This window comes from Alphaproteobacteria bacterium US3C007, from assembly GCA_034423775.1.
GTDB classification, from domain to species: domain Bacteria; phylum Pseudomonadota; class Alphaproteobacteria; order Rhodobacterales; family Rhodobacteraceae; genus Thalassovivens; species Thalassovivens spotae.
In genome coordinates this window covers 1072921-1098178 of record CP139918.1, presented here as the reverse complement: position 1 = coordinate 1098178, position 25258 = coordinate 1072921, and the positions used below count along the sequence as shown (strand labels likewise).

General features: G+C 52.2%; 24 protein-coding genes. 16 read left to right on the top strand and 8 right to left on the bottom strand.

Annotation, left to right across the window (positions count from 1 at the left end; translation table 11 throughout):
* Nucleotides 1-95 precede the first annotated feature (95 nt).
* The 16 genes from leuB (at nucleotide 96) to UM181_05275 (ending at nucleotide 15685) form a co-directional block, all read left to right on the top strand.
* Nucleotides 96-1202, top strand: a complete 1107-nt coding sequence (leuB, locus tag UM181_05350) for a 3-isopropylmalate dehydrogenase (GenBank protein WQC64026.1) — start codon at nucleotides 96-98, stop codon at nucleotides 1200-1202.
* Nucleotides 1203-1283: 81 nt separating this feature from the next.
* Nucleotides 1284-2237, top strand: a complete 954-nt coding sequence (locus UM181_05345; protein WQC64025.1) for a DMT family transporter — start codon at nucleotides 1284-1286, stop codon at nucleotides 2235-2237.
* A gap of 118 nt (nucleotides 2238-2355) precedes the next feature.
* The gene (gene pncA, locus UM181_05340) at nucleotides 2356-2964 is read left to right on the top strand and encodes a bifunctional nicotinamidase/pyrazinamidase (GenBank protein ID WQC64024.1); all 609 of its coding nucleotides are present in this window, start codon (nucleotides 2356-2358) and stop codon (nucleotides 2962-2964) included.
* The gene (pncB, locus tag UM181_05335) at nucleotides 2957-4249 is read left to right on the top strand and encodes a nicotinate phosphoribosyltransferase (GenBank protein ID WQC64023.1); all 1293 of its coding nucleotides are present in this window, start codon (nucleotides 2957-2959) and stop codon (nucleotides 4247-4249) included. Before pncA ends, pncB begins: the two co-directional genes overlap by 8 nt.
* A 120-nt stretch (nucleotides 4250-4369) precedes the next feature.
* Nucleotides 4370-5743 (top strand): MFS transporter, encoded by a 1374-nt coding sequence (locus UM181_05330; protein WQC64022.1) that lies wholly within the window; start codon nucleotides 4370-4372, stop codon nucleotides 5741-5743.
* Between the two features lie 63 nt (nucleotides 5744-5806).
* A complete protein-coding gene (gene mepA, locus UM181_05325; GenBank protein WQC64705.1) occupies nucleotides 5807-6676 on the top strand; it encodes a penicillin-insensitive murein endopeptidase in 870 nt (289 codons plus the stop codon).
* A 339-nt stretch (nucleotides 6677-7015) separates the two neighbouring features.
* Nucleotides 7016-7450 carry an alternative ribosome rescue aminoacyl-tRNA hydrolase ArfB gene (arfB, locus tag UM181_05320; GenBank protein WQC64021.1) on the top strand — a complete coding sequence of 145 codons (435 nt, stop codon included), beginning with the start codon at nucleotides 7016-7018 and terminating at the stop codon, nucleotides 7448-7450.
* An 83-nt stretch (nucleotides 7451-7533) separates the two neighbouring features.
* On the top strand, nucleotides 7534-7818 hold the full coding sequence (locus UM181_05315) for a YggT family protein (GenBank protein ID WQC64020.1): 285 nt from the start codon (nucleotides 7534-7536) through the stop codon (nucleotides 7816-7818).
* Between the two features lie 71 nt (nucleotides 7819-7889).
* The gene (recQ, locus tag UM181_05310; protein WQC64019.1) at nucleotides 7890-9929 is read left to right on the top strand and encodes a DNA helicase RecQ; all 2040 of its coding nucleotides are present in this window, start codon (nucleotides 7890-7892) and stop codon (nucleotides 9927-9929) included.
* Nucleotides 9930-9959: 30 nt separating this feature from the next.
* Nucleotides 9960-10712, top strand: a complete 753-nt coding sequence (yaaA, locus tag UM181_05305; GenBank protein ID WQC64018.1) for a peroxide stress protein YaaA — start codon at nucleotides 9960-9962, stop codon at nucleotides 10710-10712.
* Nucleotides 10713-10795: 83 nt separating this feature from the next.
* Complete coding sequence (locus tag UM181_05300; GenBank protein WQC64017.1) at nucleotides 10796-11716, top strand: manganese-dependent inorganic pyrophosphatase; 921 nt, start codon at nucleotides 10796-10798, stop codon at nucleotides 11714-11716.
* Between the two features lie 48 nt (nucleotides 11717-11764).
* Nucleotides 11765-12637 (top strand): TIGR01459 family HAD-type hydrolase, encoded by an 873-nt coding sequence (locus tag UM181_05295; GenBank protein ID WQC64016.1) that lies wholly within the window; start codon nucleotides 11765-11767, stop codon nucleotides 12635-12637.
* Between the two features lie 94 nt (nucleotides 12638-12731).
* Entirely contained in the window at nucleotides 12732-13175 is a 444-nt protein-coding gene (locus UM181_05290) for a MaoC family dehydratase (protein ID WQC64015.1), read from the top strand.
* 48 nt (nucleotides 13176-13223) lie between these two features.
* Entirely contained in the window at nucleotides 13224-14162 is a 939-nt protein-coding gene (locus UM181_05285) for a bifunctional riboflavin kinase/FAD synthetase (protein WQC64014.1), read from the top strand.
* Complete coding sequence (locus UM181_05280; protein ID WQC64013.1) at nucleotides 14159-14635, top strand: YcgN family cysteine cluster protein; 477 nt, start codon at nucleotides 14159-14161, stop codon at nucleotides 14633-14635. Before UM181_05285 ends, UM181_05280 begins: the two co-directional genes overlap by 4 nt.
* On the top strand, nucleotides 14636-15685 hold the full coding sequence (locus UM181_05275; GenBank protein ID WQC64012.1) for a beta-eliminating lyase-related protein: 1050 nt from the start codon (nucleotides 14636-14638) through the stop codon (nucleotides 15683-15685).
* Nucleotides 15686-15717: 32 nt separating this feature from the next.
* Here UM181_05275 and gyrB read toward each other — a convergent pair whose 3' ends face one another.
* From gyrB to mutM, 8 genes are all read right to left on the bottom strand, one after another.
* Nucleotides 15718-18135, bottom strand: coding sequence for a DNA topoisomerase (ATP-hydrolyzing) subunit B (gene gyrB / locus UM181_05270; protein ID WQC64011.1), 2418 nt, complete (start codon nucleotides 18133-18135; stop codon nucleotides 15718-15720).
* Between the two features lie 79 nt (nucleotides 18136-18214).
* Entirely contained in the window at nucleotides 18215-18835 is a 621-nt protein-coding gene (locus tag UM181_05265) for a LysE family translocator (GenBank protein WQC64010.1), read from the bottom strand.
* Between the two features lie 30 nt (nucleotides 18836-18865).
* Entirely contained in the window at nucleotides 18866-19966 is a 1101-nt protein-coding gene (recF, locus tag UM181_05260) for a DNA replication/repair protein RecF (protein ID WQC64009.1), read from the bottom strand.
* A 72-nt stretch (nucleotides 19967-20038) separates the two neighbouring features.
* Nucleotides 20039-21157, bottom strand: coding sequence for a DNA polymerase III subunit beta (gene dnaN / locus UM181_05255; GenBank protein WQC64008.1), 1119 nt, complete (start codon nucleotides 21155-21157; stop codon nucleotides 20039-20041).
* A gap of 158 nt (nucleotides 21158-21315) precedes the next feature.
* The gene (dnaA, locus tag UM181_05250; protein WQC64007.1) at nucleotides 21316-22689 is read right to left on the bottom strand and encodes a chromosomal replication initiator protein DnaA; all 1374 of its coding nucleotides are present in this window, start codon (nucleotides 22687-22689) and stop codon (nucleotides 21316-21318) included.
* 422 nt (nucleotides 22690-23111) lie between these two features.
* On the bottom strand, nucleotides 23112-23375 hold the full coding sequence (gene rpsT / locus UM181_05245; protein WQC64704.1) for a 30S ribosomal protein S20: 264 nt from the start codon (nucleotides 23373-23375) through the stop codon (nucleotides 23112-23114).
* A 114-nt stretch (nucleotides 23376-23489) separates the two neighbouring features.
* Nucleotides 23490-24266, bottom strand: a complete 777-nt coding sequence (locus UM181_05240) for an enoyl-CoA hydratase (GenBank protein ID WQC64006.1) — start codon at nucleotides 24264-24266, stop codon at nucleotides 23490-23492.
* Between the two features lie 76 nt (nucleotides 24267-24342).
* Nucleotides 24343-25194 carry a bifunctional DNA-formamidopyrimidine glycosylase/DNA-(apurinic or apyrimidinic site) lyase gene (gene mutM, locus UM181_05235; GenBank protein WQC64005.1) on the bottom strand — a complete coding sequence of 284 codons (852 nt, stop codon included), beginning with the start codon at nucleotides 25192-25194 and terminating at the stop codon, nucleotides 24343-24345.
* Between the last annotated feature and the right edge of the window lie 64 nt (nucleotides 25195-25258).

Here is a 25258-nt window from a genome sequence, read left to right as displayed (position 1 = left end):
ACCTCATAAACCAAATGGGCGTGGCAGCTGGGGGTGCTCCTCTTTCCAACGCGCCCGTTTTTGCAAAATGACATATTCCGAAGGAGTCTTTGAAAATGACAAACCCCTCCCTTCTTATTTTGGCCGGCGATGGTATTGGCCCAGAAGTGATGACCGAAGTGCGCAAAGTGATCGATTGGTATGGGGCCAAGCGCGCTCTGCCTTTTGACGTGTTTGAAGATTTGGTGGGCGGCTGCGCCTATGATATGCATGGCACGCCGCTGCATGATGACACGATGGCCAAAGCCCAAGAGGTCGATGCGGTTTTGCTGGGGGCTGTTGGTGGCCCAAAATATGACGATCTGGATTTCAGCGTGAAACCCGAGCGTGGTTTGTTGCGCTTGCGCAAAGAGATGGATCTTTTTGCCAATTTGCGACCCGCGCAATGTTTTGATGCTTTGGCCGATTTTTCATCTTTGAAAAAAGATGTGGTAGCAGGCCTTGATATTATGATCATTCGCGAGCTGACCTCGGGGATTTATTTTGGCGAGCCGCGCGGTATTTTTGAAGAAGGCAATGAGCGCGTGGGCATCAACACGCAGCGCTATACCGAAAGCGAGATTGACCGGGTAGCGCGCAGTGCGTTTGAACTGGCCCGAAAACGCGGCAATAAAGTCTGTTCGATGGAAAAAGCCAATGTCATGGAATCGGGCGTATTATGGCGCGAAGTGGTTCAGAAAGTACATGATGAGGATTATCCGGATGTAGAGCTTAGCCATATGTATGCCGATGCCGGCGCTATGCAGCTGTGCCGCTGGCCCAAACAATTTGACGTGATTGTCACGGATAACTTGTTTGGGGATCTGCTGTCGGATGCCGCGGCGATGTTGACCGGCAGTTTGGGTATGTTGCCCTCGGCCAGCCTTGGCCTGCCGATGGCGAATGGACGTCCAAAAGCGTTGTACGAGCCGGTTCATGGCTCAGCGCCGGATATTGCCGGTCAAGGCAAAGCCAATCCGATCGCTTGCATTCTAAGCTTTGCGATGGCGTTGCGCTATAGCTTTGATCAGGGCGGGGAGGCGACGCGGTTGGAACAAGCGATTGAAACCGTTTTGGCGCAAGGCGCGCGCACACCAGACCTGATGGGCCCCGAAGATGGCACGCCGATCACCACCGCAGAAATGGGTGATGCGATTATCGCAGCGTTGGACTCTAGCCTGTAAAGCACCTTGGCAAGGCGGATGCGCCTTGCCTGTTTCCGGCACCTGAGTTTTACCCAATCGCCCATCAGAAATGAGAGCGCCATGTCAGAGACATCCGCCAATCGCACCGGGGCGCTTTTCGCCTTGCTTGGCTTTGCGCTTTTCTCAGGCCATGACGTGATCGTGAAGATGCTGGGTGACACTTATTCGGTGTTCCAGATTATTTTCTTTTCGGTTTTGTTCAGTTTTCCGCTTGTGGTTTTGTTTCATCTGCCTGATCGCAATGAAGATAATCTCATGCCGCATCATCCGGTCTGGGTGTTCCTGCGCACTTGTTCAACGGTGATTACGGCGGTGGCGGCGTTTTATGCTTTTTCTGTTTTGCCACTGGCGCAAACCTATGCATTGATGTTTTGTATGCCCTTGCTGATCACCGTTTTGGCGATTCCGATTTTGGGAGAGCAAGTTGGTGCCCATCGCTGGGCAGCCGTTATCTTGGGGTTTGTTGGGGTGTTGATCGTGTTGCGTCCGGCAAGCACCGCGCTGACTCTTGGCCATGTTGCAGCCTTAACCGCCGCCTTATGCGGTGCGCTTTCATCTTTGATCGTGCGTAAAATCGGCAATGAGGAACGCACGATTGTTTTGATGCTTTATCCGATGTTTGCCAATTTGATTGTTCTGGGTCCATTGGCGGCCTATTCCTATACGCCAATTGCTTTGGAAGATATTGGCTTGTTGGGCTGTATGGCGGTGCTGGGTTTCTTGGCGATGCTCTGTATTATTAAAGCCTATCGCAGTGGAGAGGCCGCGGTGGTGGCCCCGATGCATTATTCACAAATGCTTTGGGCGGCGCTCTATGGAATTGTTTTGTTTCAAGAATTTCCCGACCGGATGACGATGCTTGGTTCAGCCGTGATCGTGTTGAGTGGTCTATATCTTTTGCTGCGCGAGCGGCGCCGAAAAGACAGCTCGCAAAAGCCAGTTTTAAGCACGCGTAGCCGGATGGATATTGGCATCACGCCAAGGATCAGCCTGTTGCTCAAACGCCGATCTTAACGCCAAACTTGCTTTATTAAGGCTTTAGGGTGCAAAACTTGCCGATGTTGGGTGGAAAACCTTTCGCTGCTGTTATACTCGTGGTGCCGTAATGTGGCGCGACGAAAGGGCCTAAAGCATGTCAAAAACGCTTTTGGTGATTGATGTCCAGAATGATTTTTGCCCCGGCGGCGCCTTGGCCGTGTCGGAAGGTGATCAGATTATTCCTGCAATCAATGGCTTAATGGTTGGATATGATCGGGTGATTTTAACGCAAGACTGGCACCCAAAGGGGCATTCCAGCTTTGCCAGCAGCCATAACAGTAAGGCGCCTCTGGATATGGTTGAGATGCCATATGGCCCGCAAGTGCTGTGGCCGGATCATTGTATGCAAGGCACCTTTGGCGCGCAGCTTCACGCGGATATGAATCAGGATGCGGCGGCGCTTATTCTACGCAAAGGAAGCAATCCTTTGATTGATAGCTATTCAGCGTTTTTTGAAAACGATCATGTAACCGCCACTGGCTTGCATGGTTATTTGCAAAATTGCGGCGTTAGCGCTTTGGACATGGTTGGGCTGGCAACCGATTTTTGTGTGAATTATTCGGCCGTTGATGCCGCGAAACTGGGATATTCCGTGCGGGTCTTATTGGGGGCCTGCCGCGGGATTGATGTGAACGGCTCATTGGCGGCAGCGCAACGCGATATGCGCGATGCCGGTGTGCGATTGGAGGCTGATTATGGTTGATATCGCCACCCGCGTCTGGAATCACAAATGGAAAATCGACCCGATCGTACGCTCATTGATCGATACGGATTTTTATAAACTTCTGATGTGCCAATCCGTGCTGCGCAACAAACCCCAAACCACGGTGGTGTTCAGCTTGATCAACCGCTCATCGCAGGTGCGCCTTGCTGATTTGATCGATGAAGGTGAATTGCGCGAGCAGTTGGATCATATTCGTGGGCTCCGCCTAACGCGCGGTGAAAGCACTTGGCTGCGCGGCAATACGTTTTATGGCAAACGCTATATGTTTCGACCAGATTTTATGGAGTGGTTCGAGGGGCTGCGCTTGCCCCCTTATCATTTGGAAAAACGCGACGGCCAATATGAGCTGACATTTGAAGGCAGCTGGCCAGAAGTTATGCTGTGGGAAATACCCGCTTTGGCGACGCTGATGGAATTGCGTGGCCGCGCTATGTTGAAAAAAATGGGTCGGTTCGAGTTGGAAGTGCTATACGCGCGCGCCAAAACAAAATTATGGGAAAAAATCGAAACTTTACGCGAAATTGAGACCTTACGGATTGCAGATTTTGGCACCCGCCGCCGGCATTCTTTTTTATGGCAGGATTGGTGCGTGCAAGCCATGCAGGAAGGTTTGGGTGAGAAATTCGTCGGCACCTCAAACTGTTTGATCGCCATGCGCCGTGATATTGAGGCGATCGGCACCAATGCGCATGAATTGCCGATGGTCTATTCGGCCTTGGCGCATAGCGATGCAGATTTGGCGCAGGCCCCCTATCAGGTTCTGTCGGATTGGCAGGATGAGCATGATGGGAATTTAAGAATTATTTTGCCCGATACCTATGGCACAGAAGGTTTTTTGCGCAATGCGCCGGATTATTTGGCGGGGTGGACGGGCATACGTATCGATAGTGGTGATCCGGCAAGTGGTGCAGAAATTGCGATCAAATGGTGGCAAGAGCGCGGCGAAGACCCCAGACAAAAGCTGGTTATTTTTTCGGATGGGCTGGATACTGGGATGATCCAGAAACTGCATCACCAGTTTAGCGGCCGGGTGAAAGTGTCCTTTGGATGGGGCACTCATTTTACAAATGACTTCAGAGGTTTGGTGCCTTCTGAAGGGTTGGATTCATTTTCTTTGGTGTGCAAAGCTGTTTCAGCCGACGGCAAGCCGACGGTCAAATTATCAGACAATCCACGCAAAGCGATGGGCCCTCAAAGCGAGATTAAGCGCTACAAACGTGTGTTTGGCGTGGGCGCCCAGAATCCGATTGAGGTGTTGGTTTAGGACGTTGCGCTTAATGGAACGATTTGCCTTTAAAGGCGCGGAACATATGCGTTTTTAAAAAGTCTGCTTGATGTTCATCGCTTTTGCCTGCCTTATGGGGATGAAGCCTGGGGGGGAATTATGAGCGCGCGCAAACGGATCTGGGGCTGGTATTTTTTCGATTTGGCCACCCAACCTTATAATACGTTGCTGCTAACCTTTATTTTTGGGCCGTATTTCGCTTCGGTTGCGGCGGAATATTACCTGTCAGCGGGGGTTTCCGGAACGCAGGCAGATGCACAAGCGCAAAGCCTCTGGTCCCTGTGTTTGACTATAACGGGTTTAATCATTGGCTTTGGGGCCCCCGTTTTAGGGGCGATTGCCGATACCTCTGGCCGACGCATCATCTGGATCGTTGGTTTTGCGCTCCTTTATGTCTTGGGCTCTTATAGCCTTTGGTGGACGCTGCCTGATGGCTCGAACATGCTCTGGATGTTGGGGGCGTTTGGGATCGGCTTCATAGGCGCCGAATTCGCCTATATTTTTACCAATGCGCAATTGCCTTCCTTGGGCAAACGCGATGAGATTGGTAAGATTTCTGGGGATGGGTTTGCCTTTGGATATTTCGGGGGAATTGTGTCGTTGATGATCATGCTGTTGCTTTTCGTCGAGCAAGAGAATGGCAAAACGATTTTCTTGGAATTAGACCCTTTATTTGGGTTGGATGCGGCGCAAAAAGAAGGCACACGCAGCGTTGGACCCTTCGTTGCGCTTTGGTTTTTGGTGTTGATCATTCCCTATTTTTTGTGGGTTAAGGAGGATCCGGGTGAAAAATCGCCTATACGCATTCGCGCCGGTTTAAGCAGCTTGCGGCGTTCTCTTTTAAGCTTAAAGACCCGCAAAAGCTTTTCGCTTTATTTACTCTCTTCGATGTTTTATCGCGATGCATTGAACGGGCTCTACAGTTTCGGGGGTATTTACGCGGTCTTGGTTTTGGATTGGGGCATCAGCAGTTTGGGTGCTTTTGGTATCGTTGCAGGCCTTTCCGCGGCTGTTTTTTGTTGGCTGGGTGGCTTCGTCGATCGCAAATACGGGCCCAAACCGGTTATTACGCTGGCAATTTTAATTTTGATTTTAGTTTGTATCACCGTGGTTAATATGAGCCGTGAGATGTTTTTTGGGGTGCCGCTGGCGGCTGGATCTGCGCTGCCTGATTTGGTGTTTATGAGCTGCGGTGTGGTGATTGGGGGCATTGGCGGGGTTTTGCAATCGGCCAGCCGCACGATGATGGTACGCCACACAAGCCCCGAACGCGCCACCGAAGGCTTTGGGCTTTATGGGTTGATGGGGCGGGCTACCGCCTTTTTGGCGCCCGCGTTGATTGGCGTGGTTACTTGGTTGACCGAAAGCCCCCGGCTGGGGGTTTCGCCACTGATTTTTCTTTTCATCATTGGTCTTATTTTGCTACGATGGGTGAATAAGGATGGCGATCAAGAAAGCGGTGAGATAGCCTAACCCGCTGCGAACTTGACTAGGGGGGCATCGGTGATCCGTTTCTGGCATAGTGCATCGCTCTTTTTGCTGCTGTTTTGTGGTATTTTAGCCGGATCAGTGCTTCAGGTCGGGGCGAAAGCCGCAAAAAACTTATTTGGAAGCGCGCAAACCGGATCGGATCAAACCCCATCTGCGTTTGGCAGCTACGCCAAAGGCTGTTTGGCGGGCGCCGATCAATTGACAGAATCTGGACCCACCTGGCAAGCCATGCGCCTGTCTCGAAATCGCAATTGGGGTCACCCTGAGACGATAAATTACATTCAAAAACTGTCGCAGCGCGCCAGTAATTTGCGCGGTTGGAACGGCCTTTATATTGGCGATATATCACAGCCACGCGGGGGGCCAATGCTAAGCGGGCATGCCAGCCATCAAATTGGTCTGGATGTGGATATATGGTTGCGTCGCGCGGATGATTTATCGCTTAGTCGCGCGCGACGAGAAGAAATTTCGTCAACATCGCTGCGCCGAGCGAAAGGCGCCTATATAAATGACAAATGGACCGGTCAGCATTTTCAGCTTTTGAAATATGCCGCGCAAGACCCGCGTGTTGCGCGGATTTTTATATTTCCCGGGGCTAAGGTTAAAATGTGCAAACAGGCAAGCGGGGATCGCGCTTGGTTGCGTAAAATCCGCCCCTGGTGGGGCCATCATTCCCATTTTCACGTGCGCCTGAAATGCCCGGCGGGCTTGCAGGGCTGCGTAAACCAGCCTCCACCTCCGAAAGGCGATGGTTGTAAAGAGGCCGAGAAATGGGTGGCTCGAATTCTCAATCCCCCCAAGGTCAAGCCAAAGCCGCCGGGCCCGCCGCGTCCAAAGGCGCGTCCAAAGCCGAAGCGGGTGTTGCAATTGGCTGATTTGCCCGGCCAATGCCGCAATGTGTTAAACGCAAAGTAATGCGCGGTGTCGGTCTATCTGCTGGATTTTTCACCTAGGCCTGAAAAAGCTTATTTTCCATGCAAAGATTTGTTTGACAAAGCTGTAAACTCTGCCACGGTAAGGATGAGTTCAACAATGTGAAAGGAGGTGGTCCAGTGTCTAGAGAGGTATTGGAGAGAGGTGTCGGAACAGTTCAGGAGAGCCGCGTCTGAAGGCAACCCTTGATCGCAGGATCAACTGAATTGGTGGCTGCCTAACCGGCCCACCTCCGTAAGTCTCGAAGGGTCGCTTGTTTCAAGCGGCCCTTTTTGGTCTTAAAAAAGGGATTGCGGTTCACTTCACTTCAAAAGGCAAATCATGCTGCGCGTATCGGATAAAATTATCATCGAGGAATGGGAGCTAAGCGAGCAGTTCATGCGCGCCTCTGGCCCGGGTGGTCAAAACGTGAATAAGGTCAGCTCGGCGGTTGAGTTGCGCTTTGAAGCGTCGCGTTCTCCGGCTCTGAGCGATCCGGTTAAAGCGCGCTTGCAGCGATTGGCTGGGCGGCGCTGGACCAAAGATGGTGCGCTTATCTTGCAATGTGATGAAACACGCCATCAGGCCCGAAATCGAGAAATTGTGCGTAACCGGTTGGTGACTTTGCTGCAGCAAGCTTTGCAGCGCCCCAAGCCGCGCGTGGCCACCAAACCCACTTTGGGCAGTCAACGCCGGCGCTTGGCGGCTAAAAAAATTCGAGGCGCGGTGAAAAGCAATCGTGGGCGGCCATCAAAAGCCGAATTTGACGGGGATTAATTTGTCAGAAACTTCTGGCCAGCCTTGTTCTTTGGCATCCGCTTCACTAGGTAGTTTACTAGAAATAACGGGAACTCAAAATAATGATGGCAATATATGGACCTCTGCGGCTGATCTTGGATATCGCGTTTTTCATCATGATTGTGCATATTATCATGAGCTGGTTGATCAATTTTCAGGTTTTGAATTTGCACCAGCCAATGGTAGCGCAGATTTGGCAGGGGATAAACCGCTTGTTAGAGCCTATTTATCAGCCTTTACGCCGGGTTTTACCCAATACCAACCCGTTGGATCTGGCGCCTTTGGTGGCCTTTGTAATCATCATTTCTTTACGTGATTACATTCTTCCTGAGCTTTTACTGCGCTAATGGCAGCCCTTTAAACCCGCGCTCTGGCAACGCTTGAAACGCGCAGCCCCGCCCCAAATTTCAGGTGATGAATGGCCAGCCCTCAAACGCTTTTAAGCGATGTGTTTGGATTCGATGCGTTTCGCCCCGGGCAGGAAGACGTGGTTGACGCAGTGGTCGAGGGGCATAATGTGTTGGCCATCATGCCCACGGGGGGCGGTAAATCCTTATGTTTTCAAATTCCCGCTTTGCTGCGCGAGGGCGTTACCTTGGTGGTCTCGCCGTTGATCGCTTTAATGCGCGATCAGGTGCGCGGATTGCAGGCGGCCGGCGTGGCTGCGGGCGCGCTAACATCGGGGCACACGCAAGAGGAAACCGATAGCGTATTTCAAGCGTTGGCGGCGGGTCAGCTAAAGCTGCTTTATCTGGCCCCTGAACGTTTGGCTTCCACTTCGATGCAAGCGGCTTTAAAGCGCTATAATATCGCGCTGATCGCGGTAGATGAAGCGCATTGTGTAAGCCAATGGGGGCATGATTTTCGCCCAGATTATTTGCGAATTGGTGAGTTGCGCCGGACGTTGAACGTTCCCGTTGCGGCCTTTACCGCCACCGCGGATCGCGACACGCAGCAGGAGATTATCGAACGATTATTTGCCGGGTCGCAGCCGCAGGTGTTTCTGCGCGGGTTCGATCGGCCGAATATTCATTTGGCCTTTACAGCAAAAGACAGCCCGCGGCGGCAAATTTTAGATTTCGTAGCCCCCCGCAAAGGCCAATCGGGCATCGTCTATTGCGGTACACGGGCCAAAACCCAAGCGTTATCTGCAGCATTAAATGAGGCAGGGCATCGGGCGTGTTACTATCATGGCGGAATGGAGGCAGAAGATCGGCGCATTGTTGAGGGACGCTTTGCAAATGAAGATGGGCTGATCGTGGTGGCGACAGTGGCGTTTGGCATGGGGGTGGATAAACCCGATATCCGCTGGGTGGCGCATGCGGATTTGCCCAAATCAATCGAAAGCTATTATCAAGAAATTGGCCGCGCCGGCCGCGATGGCGGACCGGCCGAAACGCTTACGCTTTATGGCCCTGAAGATATTCGCCTGCGCCGCGCGCAGATAGATGAAGGGCTGGCCCCGGTTGAACGGCGCGCCGCGGATCATGGCCGATTGAACGCGCTATTGGGCCTGGCAGAGGCTTTGATCTGCCGCCGCCAAACATTGTTGGCATATTTTGATGAAACCACGCAGCCGTGCGGCCATTGTGATCTTTGTGATGCACCCCCGGATCGTTTTGAGGCCACTGAAGCGGTGCGCAAAGCGCTATCGGCAATGTTGCGCAGCGATGAGCGCTTCGGGGGAGGCCATGTGATCGATATTTTATTGGGCAATAAGACGGATAAAATATGCGCCCATGGGCATGAATCCCTGAGCACGTTTGGCGTCGGCAAAGAGTTTTCAAAATCCCAATGGCAGGCAATATTTCGCCAGATGATGGGTCATGATTTGATCCGCCCCGATAGCAGCCGCCATGGTGCTTTACGGATGACGGATGCCGCCTTGCCGCTGTTGCGCGGCGAGGCCAGCCTCACCTTGCGTGCAGATACGGTGAAATCGGCGCTGCCCGCACGGCGCGTTAAAGCGTTGGTCAGCGAAGATGATGCGCCTTTGCTCTCGGCCTTAAAGGCCAAACGCCGCGCTTTGGCCGAGGCTGCGCATGTACCTGCCTATATCATTTTCAACGATAAAACGCTGATTGAAATGGCGGAAACCCGGCCAGCTTCGCTGGATGATATGGCGCGGATTAGTGGCATTGGCACCAAAAAGCTGGATCGTTTTGGGCAAGACTTCTTGCAGGTCATTGCGGGAGAGGCGGCGCATATGCACCCGCAGAGGCGTAAATTGGCGGGGCGACAAAATGGCGCTGTATTTGATCGCCTTTTGGCAGTGCAGGCCAATTTGGCGCGTGGCGAAAGTGGGATTGAGAAACCGCTCAGTTGTTCTGCCGCATTATTAGCGAAGGTGGCGAAGCTGCCCGGGTCTAATCCAGAGGCGCTCAAACAGCTCTTGGGAGAAAAGCGTCATCAACGCTTTGGCGAGGCTTTTCTGGAAGTTTTGCAAGAAAGCCCCTAAATAGAGAATAAGAGAAATTGGAGGCCTGCCATGTTGATCGTTGTTTCCCCTGCTAAAAAACTTGATATGACCCCGCGCGAGGATTTGGAGCAGTCGCAGCCGATATTCCCCGAACAAGCGGCAGATTTGGCACAGGTTGCCGGCGCTTTATCGCAAGCTCAATTGCAAAAACTGATGGGAATTAGTGAAAAACTGGCGCTGCTTAATCAAGAGCGCTTTGCCAATTTTGGCCAGCAGGCGCGCAGCGCTGCGGCGTTTGCATTTGCTGGCGACACGTATCAAGGCCTTGAAGCCATGAGCCTTGATGGAGAGGAGCTGCGCTGGGCGCAAGCGCATCTTCGGATCTTATCCGGCCTTTATGGGCTGTTGCGCCCCTTGGATGCGATCGAGCCCTACCGCTTAGAAATGGGCAGCCGTCTGAAAACGCCGCGCGGAAAATCACTATATGAGTATTGGGGCGATCGTATTTCCTTGGCGCTGAACGCGCAGGCTGAAAAAACCAACGCCTCAGTTTTGGTGAATTGCGCCTCGCAAGAATATTTTAATGCTGTGGATCAGACAGCGCTGAATTTGGATGTTGTGACGCCAGTATTTATGGAATCTACGGATAAGGGGCCCAAAATCGTAAGCTTTTATGCCAAAAAAGCCCGTGGTGCGATGGCGCGGTTCATTATCACCCGCCGCCTGAGCACGCCGGAAAGCCTGCGCGATTTCGATCTGGGCGGCTATGCCTATCAAACGCAGCTTTCCACCCCAGAAAAACCCGTTTTTCTGCGCGGCTAAACGCACAAAGATCGGCAAGGTGACAAGCGCAGCCTAGCCGCGTATAACCGCGCGAATCGACCCTATCGCGAAGGAAAAGCACCATGGTTCTGCAGGTTTTTGGCCATAAATCGCCCGACACTGATAGCACGGGATCGCCGATCATATGGGCTTGGTATCTCAGCGAGATTCAGGGTATTCCTGCGCAAGCAAACCTGTTGGGAGAGCCCAATAATGAGGCGCTGTTTATGCTTCAGCATTGGCAGCTTGATAAACCTGAAATTATTTCAGAGGTTGCACCCGGGGCGCCTGTGGTGATCGTTGATACCAATAACCCTGCAGAATTGCCCGATGTAATCAATCAAGCCGATATTCGCGCTGTGATTGACCATCATAAACTGGTGGGTGGCCTTGAAACCAAAGCGCCGATCGATATTACCATTCGCCCCTTGGCCTGCACAGCTACGATTATGCATGATTTGATGGGCGCCGATGCTGCAAAAATGCCGCGTGCTGTTAAAGGCGCGATGCTGTCGTGCATTCTTTCTGATACTTTGGCGTTTCGCAGCCCGACAACCACCGATCATGATCGGGCCTTAGCCGAAGCTTTGGCCGAGGAGCTTTCTGTCAATCTAAGCGAATATTCTGCGCAAATGTTTGCCGCAAAATCGGATGTGTCGGCTTTTTCAGATGTTGAATTGCTGCGCATGGATAGCAAATCCTTCCCGGTGGGCGATCAGACCTTGCGCGTCTCGGTTTTGGAAACCACCGCACCACATGTGGTGCTGGCGCGCAAAGCGGCCTTGATGGCGGCGATGGGCCCGGTGGCGCTAGAAGATAATGTGGATCAGGTGTTGTTGTTTGTTGTCGATATCTTGGCCGAAGAGGCCACGCTTTTGGTGCCAAATGAGGCCGTTAAATCCATTGCGGAAAAGTCTTTTGACGTTTGCGTCGATGGGGATAGCGTGGTGTTGCCCGGTGTGATGAGCCGCAAAAAGCAGATCGTTCCTCAATTAACCTTATAAGATTGTATCTGGCGTCTTTACGCCCCGCTTAAAATGAAAGGGCGCAAAATGTCTCAGATCGTTCAAAATCTCAGCGATATTTCTGATCAATATGAAGCGTTATTTGTCGATCTTTGGGGCTGCGTTCATAATGGGGTTGAAGCTTATCCTGCAGCCAATGAGGCGCTGATCGCCTATCGGAAACGCGGCGGAAAGGTTGTTTTGGTTACCAATTCACCGCGCCCGCGCAGCTCGGTGGCAGAGCAAATCAAAGAATTTGGCGTGTCAGACCACGCGTGGGATAGCATCGCCACCTCTGGTGATAGTGCCCGCGCCGCGATGTTTCAGGGCGTGGTGGGCGAGGCGGTTTATTTTATTGGCGAGCCGCGTGATAAAGGTTTTTTTGAGCCGCTTAAACTGCTTGAACACCCGGTGCAGATCACCTGTGTCGCGCTAGATCAGGCCAGTGGCATCGTTTGTACAGGGCCCTTTGATTCGAACGCGGATCCGGAGGTGATGTTGCCGCAGCTTGAGATCGCGCGTGCCAAAGGCTTAAAGTTTTTGTGCGCCAATCCGGATATTGTGGTGGATCGCGGCGCGCATCGCGAATGGTGTGCGGGCGCATTGGCGCAGCTTTATACGCAAATTGGGGGGGAAAGCCTGTATTTTGGCAAACCATTTGCGCCGATTTACGATTTGGCGTTTCGTCGCTTAAAGGCGTTGGCGCCCGATATTTCCCCCGCCTCTGTGTTGGCGATTGGCGATGGCGTGCAAACCGATGTCAAAGGCGCTTCGGATGCAGGGTTGGATGCGCTGTTTATCGCAGGCGGGCTTGCGGCGCGCGAAACAAAAACCAAGCGTGATCCTGACCCAACCGCCCTTGCCCAGTTCTTACACGCCGAAAGTCAAAGCGCAAAATACACGATAGGATTTTTGCGTTGATATAAAGGGTTGCATATCCACCCTATTGAGTAATAAAGTTACTTAATTGCTGAATTTTTCAGTCTAATATTACCTTGTAATTATGAGGCGGCGGATGTTGGATAACTTTCCCAGGGGTACGATTTGTATCGAAGATATCGAAATGGGCATGTCGCGCCACCTGCATAAGGTGATAGGCGATGAAGATATCGCCTTATTTGCCCAAGTCTCGACGGATCATAACCCTGTTCATTTGGATGAAAGCTATGCACGGGATACAATTTTTCAGGGTCGCATTGCGCATGGGATGCTGACCGCGGGCTTGATTTCGGCGGTAATTGGCGAACAACTGCCCGGTCATGGCAGCGTTTATTTGGGTCAAAGCCTGAAATTTTTGGCACCCGTACGGCCGGGAGATTTGGTTTATGCTGAAGTGATTGTATCAGACATTGATCTTCCAAGGCGCCGCGTGATTCTTGATTGCCAATGTAAAGTAGATGGCAGGCGGGTCTTGGTGGGCGAGGCAACAGTGCTTGCGCCAAGCCGTAAGTTTGACTAGCGCGCGCAGTGGCTTGCTTCTGATCGTTTTGAACGCTACCTGACGGGTATGAAGATTATTCGCGATTATATTTATGTTGACCCTGAAGACAGAGGCGCCAGCGTGGCGGTTGGTAATTTTGATGGGGTGCATTTGGGCCATCAATCGGTGATTGATTTGGCCCGTCAGACTGCTGAAACCATATCAGCGCCTTTGGGTATTTTAACCTTTGAGCCGCATCCACGCAGCTATTTTGCGCCCCAAAGCCCCGCTTTCCGGCTGATGAGCTCGGAGGCGCGCGCCACCCGCCTGGCAAAGCTTGACGTTGACTTGCTCTATGAGCTGAATTTTAACACCAGCCTCTCTTCGCTGACGCCGCGCGAATTTGCACAAAACGTGATTGCGGATGGTCTTGGGTTGAGCCATTTGGTAGTGGGAGCGGATTTTTGTTTTGGAAAAGGTCGCGCGGGAACGGTTGAAGACTTGCAACATTTTGGTGCGGAAATGGGCTTTGGGGTCACCGTTGCGCCATTGATTGAAGCTGGCGAAGGACAAGTGTCTTCAACCTCGATCCGCAGCGCCTTGGCCGAGGGGCGGCCGCGCGATGCCGCAACCCAGCTGGGCCATTGGCACCGGATTGAAGGGATTGTGATTGGCGGCGAACAGCGTGGGCGTGAACTTGGTTATCCAACGGCAAATATGTCACTTGAGGGTCTGCATCTGCCAAAACTTGGCGTTTATGCGGTTTTGGTTGATGTTCTGGATGGGCCTTTTCAAGGCAGCTATCACGGGGCAGCCTCGCTGGGTGTACGGCCGATGTTTGGCGAAAACACCCCCAATTTAGAAACATTTATATTCGATTTTTCTGGCGATCTTTACGGCTCGAACCTTTCTGTGGCCTTGGTTGATTTCTTGCGCCCCGAATTGAAGTTTGACGGGCTGGAGGCGTTGATCGAACAAATGCAGCGCGATTGTGATCAGGCGCGAAAAACCCTGGCCGCATTATGAGCGCAGAGGAAGGCATCAAGCGCAGCGGTCTTGCCCCCAAGTTTTGGGAAGAAAAACCGCTGTCCAAATTATCTAAGGCAGAATGGGAGGCGCTTTGCGATGGATGCGGAAAATGCTGCTTAAATAAATTAGAAGATGAAGACACCGGTGAGGTTGCGCTTACGCGGGTGGCCTGCCGTTTGCTGGATGATGACAGCTGTGGCTGCGGACAATATAAAATTCGCCATCAATTTGTGCCCGAATGCATCGTCTTGCGCCCTGATAACTTGGCCGCTCATGCCTATTGGTTACCGCGCAGCTGTGCCTATCTGTTATTATGGCAGGGCAAACCCTTATATGATTGGCATCCTTTGATTTCCGGAGATCCCGAGACGGTGCATGCGGCCGGTGTTTCGGTGCGTGGAAAAACCCTTCCTGAATTTGAAGTGGATGAAGAGTATTGGGAAGATCATTTGTTTGAGGAGCGCGCGTGAATGTTTTTTGGCTCAGATAATCAAGGGCCAGTGCCCGAGGCCGTTTTAGAGGCATTGCGCGTGGCAAATCAAGGCTATGCCGCCTCTTACGGCGCTGATGCGATCACTCTGGATGTTGTCTCGAGAATTCAAACTCTGTTTGAGGCCCCGAATGCGGCGGTATATTTGGCCGCCACTGGCACCGCGGCCAATACATTGGCCCTGGCCTGCTTATGCCCACCCTGGGCAACAATTTATTGCAGCCCCGTTGCGCATATCCAAGAAGATGAATGCAATGCGCCCGAGTTTTTTACCGGTGGGGCGAAATTAAACCTCGTCGGCAGCGATGATAAGCTGACGCCTGCTGCGCTTGAACAGGCTATTTTGGGAACGGCGCAAGGGGATGTCCACGGTCCGCAGCGCGGGCCCGTTTCGTTGACCCAAATCACCGAAAAAGGCAGAATTTATACGCTTTCAGAGCTTTCAGAGCTGTGCGCTGTGGCCAAAGCTTACGATCTTCCGGTTCATATGGATGGGGCCCGGTTTGCCAATGCGATTGCCGCCTTGGGGTGCAGCGCGGCTGAAATGACGTGGCGATGCGGGATTGATGCCTTGACGTTTGGTGGAACGAAAAACGGCTTGATGGGTGTAGAGGCGGTGATCTTTTTTGATCCTAAATACGCTTGGGAATTTGAGTTGCGGCGCAAACGCGGCGCGCATTTATTTTCAAAAAACCGCTTTCTTGCCGCGCAAATGCAGGCCTATCTTGAGCATGATCTTTGGCGCGACCTGGCGCAAAAAGCAAATGATAACAGCGCCTACCTGGCGCAGGGCCTGCGCAAATTAGACGCGGTTCGGTTTCAGTATGAACCCGCCGCCAATATGATTTTCGCCTATATGCCGCGGGCTTTGGTGCACCGCGCGCGTCAGGGCGGCGCAGTTTTTTCGGTATGGTCGGGTGATATTGCGCATGGCCCTGCAGAGGAAGAGCTGGTTACCCGCCTGGTCTGTGACTGGTCGCTTGAAACATCTCAAATTGACCAGTTTCTGGGGTTGATTGCACCAATCTGAGCCCGATGCAGTTTGCGCATCAGGCCGCCGTGTCAAAAGTCCAAATTGGCAACGCTTAACGCGTTGGTTTGGATAAAATCGCGGCGGGGCTCGACAACATCGCCCATCAGCTTGGTGAACAGATCATCCGCCTCGGCTGCATCTTCAACTTTCACCTGCAATAAGGTGCGCGCATCCGGATCGAGCGTGGTTTCCCAAAGCTGGTCGGGGTTCATTTCACCCAGACCTTTATAGCGCTGCAGGGATAAGCCCTTTTCACCCTCTTTCAAAACCGAGTCGAGCAGATCGAGCGGCCCGAAAATCACTTGGCTGCGATCTTTGCGGATCAATGTCGCGGCGCTGCCATAAATTTCTTGCAGGCTTTCGGTAAAGCTGCCGGTTTTGCGCGCTTCACCCGATCGCAACATGGGCCCATCAAGGCGGCGCACTTCTTCAACGCCGCGCAAAATCCGCGCCAAACGGATGCCATGATCTTGGGTAATGCGCCCGTTCCAACCGCGTTCATATTCTGCTGCGATTAAATCGAGACGGGCAGCAATCTTATCCGCTGTGCCTTGCAGATCCGCGTCAACTCGGCCCGGAACGAAGGCGCCGGCAATCGCGGCTTGTTCCAAAATATGCTGGGGATAGTGGTTTGGAAAGGCGTCCAGAACGCGCTTGAGCTGGCGGGCTTCATCGACCACGCGGGCCAGATCTTGGCCGGCCAACTCCGCGCCATCTTCCAAACGTAAAAGGGCCCCATCGATACCCTGCTGGATCAGATAATCATCCATTTCAGCCTGATCTTTTAGATAGACTTCGGATTTGCCGCGGCTCACTTTGTACAGCGGCGGTTGCGCGATATACAGGAACCCGTTTTCCACCAATTCGCGCATCTGACGGTAGAAAAACGTCAGCAGCAAGGTTCGGATATGCGCGCCATCAACATCGGCATCGGTCATGATAACGATTTTATGATAACGCAGCTTTGAAAGATCAAACTCATCCCGCCCGATACCGGTGCCCAGCGCCATCACAAGATTGCCAATCTCTTGGCTGTTGAGCATGCGGTCAAACCGCGCCCGCTCAACGTTTAGAATTTTCCCTTTAAGTGGCAAAATGGCTTGCGTGCGCCGGTCGCGGCCCGTTTGCGCAGAGCCACCGGCGCTGTCACCCTCGACCAGGAACACTTCGGTTTTTGATGGATCTTTTTCGGAACAATCTTTTAATTTTCCAGCCAGATAATTCACATCAAGCGCGGTTTTGCGGCGGGTCAGTTCGCGGGCTTTACGCGCTGCCTCGCGGGCCAACGCGGCCTCGATTATCTTGCTGACGATTATTTTTGCAATCGCGGGGTTTTCTTCGAACCATTCGCCCAGTTTTTCATTCATCAGCCCTTCAACAGCGGGGCGCACTTCTGAGCTGACCAGCTTATCTTTGGTTTGGCTAGAAAACTTTGGATCGGGCACCTTGACCGATAACACACATGTTAAGCCTTCGCGGGCATCATCGCCGGTGAAATTCACCTTCTCTTTTTTTGCGATACCGCTGGATTGGGCATAAGAATTGATGGTGCGGGTCAACGCGCCGCGAAACCCTGCCAAATGGGAACCACCATCGCGCTGGGGAATGTTATTTGTGAAAGGCAGAACCGTTTCATGATAGCTGTCATTCCACCACATCGACACTTCAATGCCGATCTCATCCCGCTCGCCTGTAATAAAGATCGGCTCGGGCATGATCGCGTTCTTGGAGCGGTCAAGATATTTAACGAATTCTTTTACACCGCCCTCATAAAAGAGTTCGCTGTGCAACGGCTCAGCTGGGCGCTCATCTTCAAGGATAATCCGCACGCCCGAGTTTAAAAAGGCCAATTCCCGCAGCCGCTTTTCTAGCGTATCAAAAGAATATTCAAGGTTTGAAAAAGTGTCTGTTGAGGCCAAAAACCGCACTTCTGTGCCGTTGCGGCCATTCGCATCCCCAACGATTTTCAAATGCTCAACCGTATCGCCATGTTCAAAGCGTGCCACATGCTCTTTGCCGTTGCGCCAAATCCGCAGCTCCAACCAGACCGATAGCGCATTTACCACCGAGACGCCCACGCCGTGTAAACCACCCGATACTTTATAAGAATTGCTATCAAATTTCCCGCCAGCATGCAGCTGAGTCATAATGACCTCGGCGGCGGAAACGCCCTCTTCCTCATGGATATCCACGGGTATCCCGCGCCCATTATCAGACACAGATACGCTGTTATCGGCATGAATTTTCACATGCACATGGTCGGCATGTTTGGCCAAAGCTTCATCGATGCCGTTATCCACAACCTCATAGACCATATGATGAAGCCCGCTGCCATCATCGGTATCGCCAATATACATGCCAGGGCGTTTGCGAACTGCCTCTAAGCCTTTGAGAACCTTGATAGAATCAGCGCCGTATTCATTGGCGGCTTGATCAGTGTTGGACATTGCTGTCATCCCTTAAATTTCACAGACAATATACGAGGTCTGGTAGAGAATGTCACGCCTATAGACTATATTTTGTGGCCTAAGTGAAGGGAATCACCGTTCCTACCAGGATAAGCAAGCCACCGGAAATTTGCGTGATCCGCTGTCGCGATTGTGGCGATGTGAAAAACTGCCGGCTGCGGTTTACCAGCAGGGCAACGCAGAGATTTCCCGTGAAGGGAATGCTAGCAGACAGCAGAGCGATCAGCGCCATATCCAGCGCCGTGAGGGTGTTAAAATCGAAAAACCCCGGCAGAATAGCGATGTAGAATAACATCGCTTTCGGGTTACCAATGATCACGGCTGCACCGGCGATAAAGCCGGCCCAGGCGCCGGGTTTTATCAGGCGCGATTCCTGCGCAATCGCCTGATCTGTCCTGCGCAGCAAGGCCAGCCCCATCCCCCAAAAAACCACCACAGCCACGGCTTTGAGAAGGATCAAAATCATCGAAAATTGTGTCACCAGCCAGCTGAGGCCCAAAATTGCTAGGGTTGGCCATAGCAAATCCCCCACCATCACGCCAAATGCCAAAGGCACAGCCGCCGCCAAACCGCCGCCCAGCGTGCGGGCAATCAGAGCCACCCAAACTGGGCCTGGGGTAAGGAACAGCACCAAAAGCCCTCCCGTATAGAGCAGCAAGTCAATTGCATTCACAGACATAGGCTGGCCTTTCTTTGATGCCCTGCACTTTTAGCCGAGTTTTATAAATGAGCCTGAACCGCTATCGCCAAGCTCTAACATCAACGCTGCCGCGCCTAGATCTTCAAACAATTCGGGCCCTGTACCGGTCATCCAAGCTTGTGCTTTTAGGGTGTTAATTTCGGTATAAAGCGCAGCTCGGCGCTGGGCGTCAAGATGCGCGGCCACCTCATCCAATAATAAGATTGGCGGGGCGCCGATTTGGTCTGTCAATGCGCGCGCATTGGCTAAAATAATTGAAATTAAAAGCGCTTTTTGTTCTCCGGTTGAGCATTCTTTGGCAGGCATGCCTTTGCTGAGATAAAGCGCGGATAGATCCGTGCGATGCGGACCCAGCAAGCTGCGCCCGGCGGCCAGGTCGCGCGCTCGCGCGCTGGCGAATGCGGCAGATAGATCTTCAACCGTATCTGGAAGCGGGCCGTTCTCGGATTGCAGCAATGTTAATTCTGCTTTTGGAAACTGGGTGCTCGCCGCGATTTGCGCGTTATGAATATACGCAAGCGCCGCTTGGCGCGCCTGCATAATGGCCACCCCCGAAAGGGCCATTTGATGTTCGAGCGCCCGATACCAATGATCATCAGTCACTTGGTCTTTTAACAAACGGTTTCTTTCACGCATGGCTTTTTCATAGCTCAGGCTGTGCTCGGCATGGCTTGGAAAAAAACTCAGCGCAATGCGATCCCAAAAGCGCCGCCGCCCTTCTGCCCCCTCGATCCACAACCTATCCATCGCCGGGACCAGCCAGAGCACGCGTGTTATGCCGCCCAGCGCAGTTTGCGAAGCGGTTTTCCCGTCAATCTTGGTGCTGCGCGCCGCGCCGTTTCGCGAACTTAGCTCGATCTCATGTTGACGCCCCTGCGCGGTCAGCGTGCCGCGCAGCTTCCATCCGATATGTTCAGGGCGTCGCGCCATATCTTCGGCGCTGGCGCGTCGCAATCCGCGCCCCGGCGAAAACAGCGATACAGCTTCCAAAATATTTGTTTTGCCAGATCCATTGGCGCCAAACAGGGCGACCGGCCGCTCATCACATTCCAATTCTAACGATTTATGCGATCGAAAATGCGACAGATGGAGACTGGTTAGATACAGCATTGCCCGCGCATGATTTCAATGGCGATGTTGTGCGTTGCCGCGGGGCATGGGCAGATGCGGATCATCTTGGCCTTACACGCGCATGGGCATAACAACATAGACCGCGCTGGCATCATCGCCCTCGCGCATCAGCGTTGGATCTCCAGAGGAATTAAACATGAAAACTGCGTTCTCACGATCAACTTGACTGGCGATTTCGAGCAGGTATTTGGCGTTAAAGCCAATTTCAAGCATCTCATCCGAATAGGCCACTGCAAGCTCTTCTTCGGCAGCGCCGCTATCGGGCGCGTTCACCGAGAGCACCAAGCGATCTTCATCCAGCGATAGTTTAACGGCGCGCGAGCGTTCAGAAGACACGGTTGCCACCCGATCCACCGCCTTTGCGAATTCAGAAGCATCCACTTCAAGCCGCCGCGTGTTATTTTGCGGAATAACCCGCGTGTAATCTGGAAATGTTCCGTCAATTACCTTTGATGTCATGGTGATTTCGGGTGTGGCAAAGCGGATTTTGGTTTCTGAAACAGAGACCGCGATTTGCATATCATCATCGTCAAGCAATTTGCGCAACTCACCCACGGTTTTGCGCGGCACAATCACGCCGGGAAGATCGCTTGCGCCCTCTGGCAATGCCGCATCAATGCGCGCCAGGCGGTGCCCATCGGTTGCCACGCAGCGCAGCGTTTGCCCGCCCTCGCCATCGGCCACATGTAAGTACACGCCATTAAGGTAATATCTTGTTTCTTCTGTAGAAATGGCAAATTTAGATTTATCAAACAAACGGCGCAGCATCGCGGCCGGGGCTGAAAAATTCGCCGTATATTCCGAACTTGCCATGATTGGAAAATCTTCTTTGGGCAATGTGGCCAAGGAAAAGTTTGACCGGCCAGCCTCTACGTATAAACGCCCCTTTGTGGCATCATCCGCCAGCGTGACCAACGCGCCATCTGGAAGTTTGCGCACGATCTCGTGCAGAGTCACCGCAGAGACGGTTGTGGCGCCCGGGCGCTCGACCTGCGCAGGGGTCTTGTCGATCACCTCAATATCCAAATCGGTTGCTCGGAAATGGACGGTGCTTTCATCGCATTCGATCAACACATTTGCCAAAATAGGAATGGTGTTGCGGCGTTCAACAACCGACTGAGCTTGCGACAGCGCTCTGAGCAATATACTGCGTTCAATGCTCAATTTCATATCAATTGCTCCTGTTTTTTTCGAACCGTTCAGCTGCCTAAGGCAGGGCCGTGCCCAATGAATAATTACTTATTGATGCTAAAGCTAAACCCGTCAAGTGCAACCCTTTGATCTTTGCCACGGCCAAGCGATAAACAGAGGTAAGCGCCTGTGATGGTTTAGGCTTCTAAAGTTCTGCGCAGCATTTCAAGATCTTCTGCCACTTGCCCATCCTGTATCTTGAGCTCTTCGATGCGCTTTACGCCATGCATAACGGTTGTGTGGTCGCGGCCCCCAAATCGGCGGCCGATCTCGGGAAGGCTGCGACTGGTCATTTGTTTGGCCAAATACATCGCCACCTGGCGCGGGCGGGCATAGGTGCGCACGCGTTTGGGACCAATGATATCTGACAGACGAATGTTATAATGCTCAGAGACTTTGCGTTGGATTTCTTCCACTGTGATCTTGCGCTCGGAGGCGCGCAATACATCTGCCAAGCAATCTTGAGTCAGATCCAGATTGATCGGCCGTCCAACCAAAGAGGCAAAAGCAAATAACCGGGTAAGTGCGCCTTCTAAGACGCGTACATTTGTTGATATCCGCAACGCTAGAAACTCTAATACGTTGGGCTCAATCACCAGATCAGGATATTGACTTTGATGCCGCTCTACCTTCGACTGAAGGATCCCCAAACGCAATTCATAATCGGTTGGGTGCAAATCCACCACCAAGCCGCATTGCATCCTGCTTTTGATACGATCTTCCAGATCTTTAATTTCACCCGGCGCACGATCTGCCGAAATGATAATTTGCTTATTTTGATCGACCAAAGCGTTAAACGTGTGAAAAAATTCTTCTTGGGTGCTGTCTTTTCCGGCTATGAATTGTACATCATCCACCATCAATACATCCACCGACCGGAACAATTGTTTGAAATCCATCATTTTGCGTTCGCGCAGCGCTTGCACGAACCGATACATAAATTGTTCTGCCGAAAGATATAGAACGTTTAGATCTGGCCGCCGGGCTTGCAATTCCCAGGCCGTGGCATGCATCAGATGCGTTTTACCTAAGCCCACACCTCCATATAAAAACAGCGGGTTAAACGTGACCTCTCCACCTTCGGACACGCGCTTTGACGCCGCATATGCCAGCTCATTTGGTTTTCCAACGATAAAAGTGTCGAAGGTGAAGCGCGCATCAATTGGCGCGCTTGTAAACTCTGACGAGAAACCACCATTCTTTGCAGCGCTGGATTTTGGCGTGTCTTGGCGTGCCGGCGCTTCCAGCGGCTTTTTGATATCGGTTTGACGCGCAGCAACTTGAAACCGAATGCGGCGGATCTGCGCCTGCGCTTCGCTGAGCTTATGTAGAATCACATCCCCAAAATTTTGCTCTACATAATTTCCCAAAAACGTTGTGGGCACATCGAACACCGCAACATCATCTTCCACATGCGAAAAATTCAGCGGGTCAATCCAGGTTCGATAGTTATTATTGCCAATTGTCAGTTTGATTGAGGATTGTAAGTCGCGCCATTTTTCTGGAGTCATTTAAATTGCTTCCCACATTCCCAAGCGCCGCTTTCCACCAGCTAAACCGTGGACCTACGACGAAAATTCACCACATCCGCCTTTTCACAGACAGAATATTGCGAAGTCACTTCGCCATTTTTTGAGGCAGAGCTACGCTGCCACATTTTGGTGGTGTGCTGTTCACACAGCATATCACCCCAGCATGAAACCAAATGGTTCCACTAACATAATTGCTTTGCTGCGGTTGTTCAGTCCCCCCCCGGGGTCTCACGACTCGCCTGTAGACTTTAGCAACAGACTTACGGGGGCGGCAACAGAACTTCGGACTTGACTCAGAGATTTGTCAAAAGAATCTCTTGAAGCGATTTATGCAAAAAAAATGCACCGCAAAAAGCAGTGCATTAGACATGTTCGCCGATTAATAATTAAGCGTAGGAGGCTTAAGCAATCGCTTTCAAGCGTGCCGTTAGGCGCGACATTTTTCTAGCGATCGTGTTCTTGTGGTAGATGCCCTTTGTCACGCCGCGCATCATTTCTGGCTGGGCTGCACGAAGCGCTTCTGAGGCTGCATCTTTATCACCGCTTTCGAGCGCTTCTTCCACACGGCGCACGAATGTGCGGATGCGTGAGCGGCGGGCTTTGTTAACAGCAGCGCGGCGCTCATTCTGCCGGGCGCGTTTTTTTGACTGAGGCGTATTGGCCATAAATAAATTTCCCATGTTTTGGGTTTCTAAGTATCAGGCGGCGTCTTTAGGCTGCCTTCTGCGGTGAGTCAACAGGGCAATGGCATCTCGGGCGATAAAAAACCGTTAAATCCCTTATTTGTCGCGAAATTGTGGTTCGCGTTTTTCTAGAAATGCCGCCATCCCTTCTTTTTGATCTTCGGTGGCAAATAAGGCATGGAAAACGCGCCGTTCGAAGAGTAGCCCCTCGTTAAGCGTTGTCTCGTATGACCGATTGATCATTTCTTTCACAGCCACTGTTGTTATTTGGGATTTTTCCGCGATTTTCGCAGCTGCGGCCATCGCTTCAGAAAGCAGTTTCTTTGCGGGAACGACGCGGCTGACCAGCCCGCATCTTTCGGCTTCTTCGGCTTCCATAAACCGGCCCGTCAGGCACATATCCATAGCTTTTGATTTCCCGATCGAGCGGGTCATTCGTTGTGTGCCGCCAATCCCAGGAGATACGCCTAGGTTGATTTCGGGCTGACCAAATTTCGCAGTGTCCGAACAAATGATGAAATCACACATCATTGCCAATTCACAGCCGCCGCCCAACGCATAGCCTGATACGGCGGCGATGATTGGTTTGCGCGTCGCGGTGATTTTATGCGCCTCTGATGCGAAGAGATCTTCGGTGAACACATCGACAAAGCTTTTCTGGCTCATCATTTTTATATCTGCGCCAGCGGCGAATGCTTTTTCAGATCCAGTCAAAACGATGCAGCGAACTTTATCGCTGGTTTGTGCCTCGCCAAGCGCCTCAGCCAATTCTTGCATCAATTGATTGTTCAGCGCATTCAGCGCATCCGGACGGTTTAACTTTATCAGGGCAACGTGATCTTCAACGGTTACAATGATCGTTTCATAGGCCATGCGCCAGGCTTTCGGTTGTTTCCACAGATGACTTGCATAGCATGGGTAAGAAAACCATGTCCAGAATGCGTTCTTTCTAGGTTTGACAGGAAGGGCAGTAAAAACTTGAGCGCCCTGATTGTTGAATTCTTCGAATTAAGCTTTTGCAACCCGATGCATTGCACGGTGCGCCTTCGCGCCCATAAACGTCAAATTGGTGTTGGAAATAGCCCAATTCACCATCAGCCTGACGAAAATCGCGCAAAGACGACCCACCGGCTGCAATGGCTTCATTCAAGACATCGCGAATAATTGGAACCAGCGATTTTATCCGCTTTGGGGCCAATCGAAACCCCGCACGATGCGGGGCAATACCCGCACGAAAGAGCGCTTCGCATACATAAATATTGCCCAAACCCGCGACCAGGCGTTGATCTAGCATTAAGGATTTGATCGGGGCGCGCCGCGTTTTTACGTGATTGAAGAAATAGGGTTCATCAAAAGTATTTCCCAAAGGTTCGGGGCCTATATCGCGCAACAATCGATGGCTTTCGCCAGCCGCAGTTTGCATCAAATCCATAGCCCCAAAGCGCCGCGGATCGTTGAAGGTGACGCGGGTGCCTTTTTCCATGTGAAAGATCACATGATCATGTTTGCCAATGGCCGCGTGGTTTTGCACAAATCGCCCCAACGGGTCACCTGAAACCAATATGCGCCCCGACATGCCCAGATGCATCAAAAGGGTTTCTCCGCTAGATAAATCCGCCAGAATATATTTTGAGCGCCGGCGCAATTGTTGAATTCTTTGCCCTGTGAGCCTTTTTGCCATTTGTGTTGGAAAGGGCCAGCGCAAATCGGGCCGGTTTACCTGGGCTAATTTTATCACATCGCCCTCCATCGCGGGCGCCAATCCGCGCATGACGGTTTCAACTTCAGGCAGTTCGGGCATGGTATTGCTTTTCTGTTGCGCCCCTTTTGGGGCAGTTACGAATCTGCACGCGGCGCTGATCGCC

What these genes read in the sequence shown, in the direction of transcription:
- leuB (WQC64026.1), top strand. Translation starts at nt 96, where the DNA reads ATGACAAACCCCTCCCTTCTTATTTTGGCCGGCGATGGTATTGGCCCA.
- UM181_05345 (WQC64025.1), top strand. Translation starts at nt 1,284, where the DNA reads ATGTCAGAGACATCCGCCAATCGCACCGGGGCGCTTTTCGCCTTGCTT.
- pncA (WQC64024.1), top strand. Translation starts at nt 2,356, where the DNA reads ATGTCAAAAACGCTTTTGGTGATTGATGTCCAGAATGATTTTTGCCCC.
- pncB (WQC64023.1), top strand. Translation starts at nt 2,957, where the DNA reads ATGGTTGATATCGCCACCCGCGTCTGGAATCACAAATGGAAAATCGAC.
- UM181_05330 (WQC64022.1), top strand. Translation starts at nt 4,370, where the DNA reads ATGAGCGCGCGCAAACGGATCTGGGGCTGGTATTTTTTCGATTTGGCC.
- arfB (WQC64021.1), top strand. Translation starts at nt 7,016, where the DNA reads ATGCTGCGCGTATCGGATAAAATTATCATCGAGGAATGGGAGCTAAGC.
- UM181_05315 (WQC64020.1), top strand. Translation starts at nt 7,534, where the DNA reads ATGATGGCAATATATGGACCTCTGCGGCTGATCTTGGATATCGCGTTT.
- recQ (WQC64019.1), top strand. Translation starts at nt 7,890, where the DNA reads ATGGCCAGCCCTCAAACGCTTTTAAGCGATGTGTTTGGATTCGATGCG.
- yaaA (WQC64018.1), top strand. Translation starts at nt 9,960, where the DNA reads ATGTTGATCGTTGTTTCCCCTGCTAAAAAACTTGATATGACCCCGCGC.
- UM181_05300 (WQC64017.1), top strand. Translation starts at nt 10,796, where the DNA reads ATGGTTCTGCAGGTTTTTGGCCATAAATCGCCCGACACTGATAGCACG.
- UM181_05295 (WQC64016.1), top strand. Translation starts at nt 11,765, where the DNA reads ATGTCTCAGATCGTTCAAAATCTCAGCGATATTTCTGATCAATATGAA.
- UM181_05290 (WQC64015.1), top strand. Translation starts at nt 12,732, where the DNA reads ATGTTGGATAACTTTCCCAGGGGTACGATTTGTATCGAAGATATCGAA.
- UM181_05285 (WQC64014.1), top strand. Translation starts at nt 13,224, where the DNA reads ATGAAGATTATTCGCGATTATATTTATGTTGACCCTGAAGACAGAGGC.
- UM181_05280 (WQC64013.1), top strand. Translation starts at nt 14,159, where the DNA reads ATGAGCGCAGAGGAAGGCATCAAGCGCAGCGGTCTTGCCCCCAAGTTT.
- UM181_05275 (WQC64012.1), top strand. Translation starts at nt 14,636, where the DNA reads ATGTTTTTTGGCTCAGATAATCAAGGGCCAGTGCCCGAGGCCGTTTTA.
- gyrB (WQC64011.1), bottom strand. Translation starts at nt 18,135, where the DNA reads ATGTCCAACACTGATCAAGCCGCCAATGAATACGGCGCTGATTCTATC.
- UM181_05265 (WQC64010.1), bottom strand. Translation starts at nt 18,835, where the DNA reads ATGTCTGTGAATGCAATTGACTTGCTGCTCTATACGGGAGGGCTTTTG.
- recF (WQC64009.1), bottom strand. Translation starts at nt 19,966, where the DNA reads ATGCTGTATCTAACCAGTCTCCATCTGTCGCATTTTCGATCGCATAAA.
- dnaN (WQC64008.1), bottom strand. Translation starts at nt 21,157, where the DNA reads ATGAAATTGAGCATTGAACGCAGTATATTGCTCAGAGCGCTGTCGCAA.
- dnaA (WQC64007.1), bottom strand. Translation starts at nt 22,689, where the DNA reads ATGACTCCAGAAAAATGGCGCGACTTACAATCCTCAATCAAACTGACA.
- rpsT (WQC64704.1), bottom strand. Translation starts at nt 23,375, where the DNA reads ATGGCCAATACGCCTCAGTCAAAAAAACGCGCCCGGCAGAATGAGCGC.
- UM181_05240 (WQC64006.1), bottom strand. Translation starts at nt 24,266, where the DNA reads ATGGCCTATGAAACGATCATTGTAACCGTTGAAGATCACGTTGCCCTG.
- mutM (WQC64005.1), bottom strand. Translation starts at nt 25,194, where the DNA reads ATGCCCGAACTGCCTGAAGTTGAAACCGTCATGCGCGGATTGGCGCCC.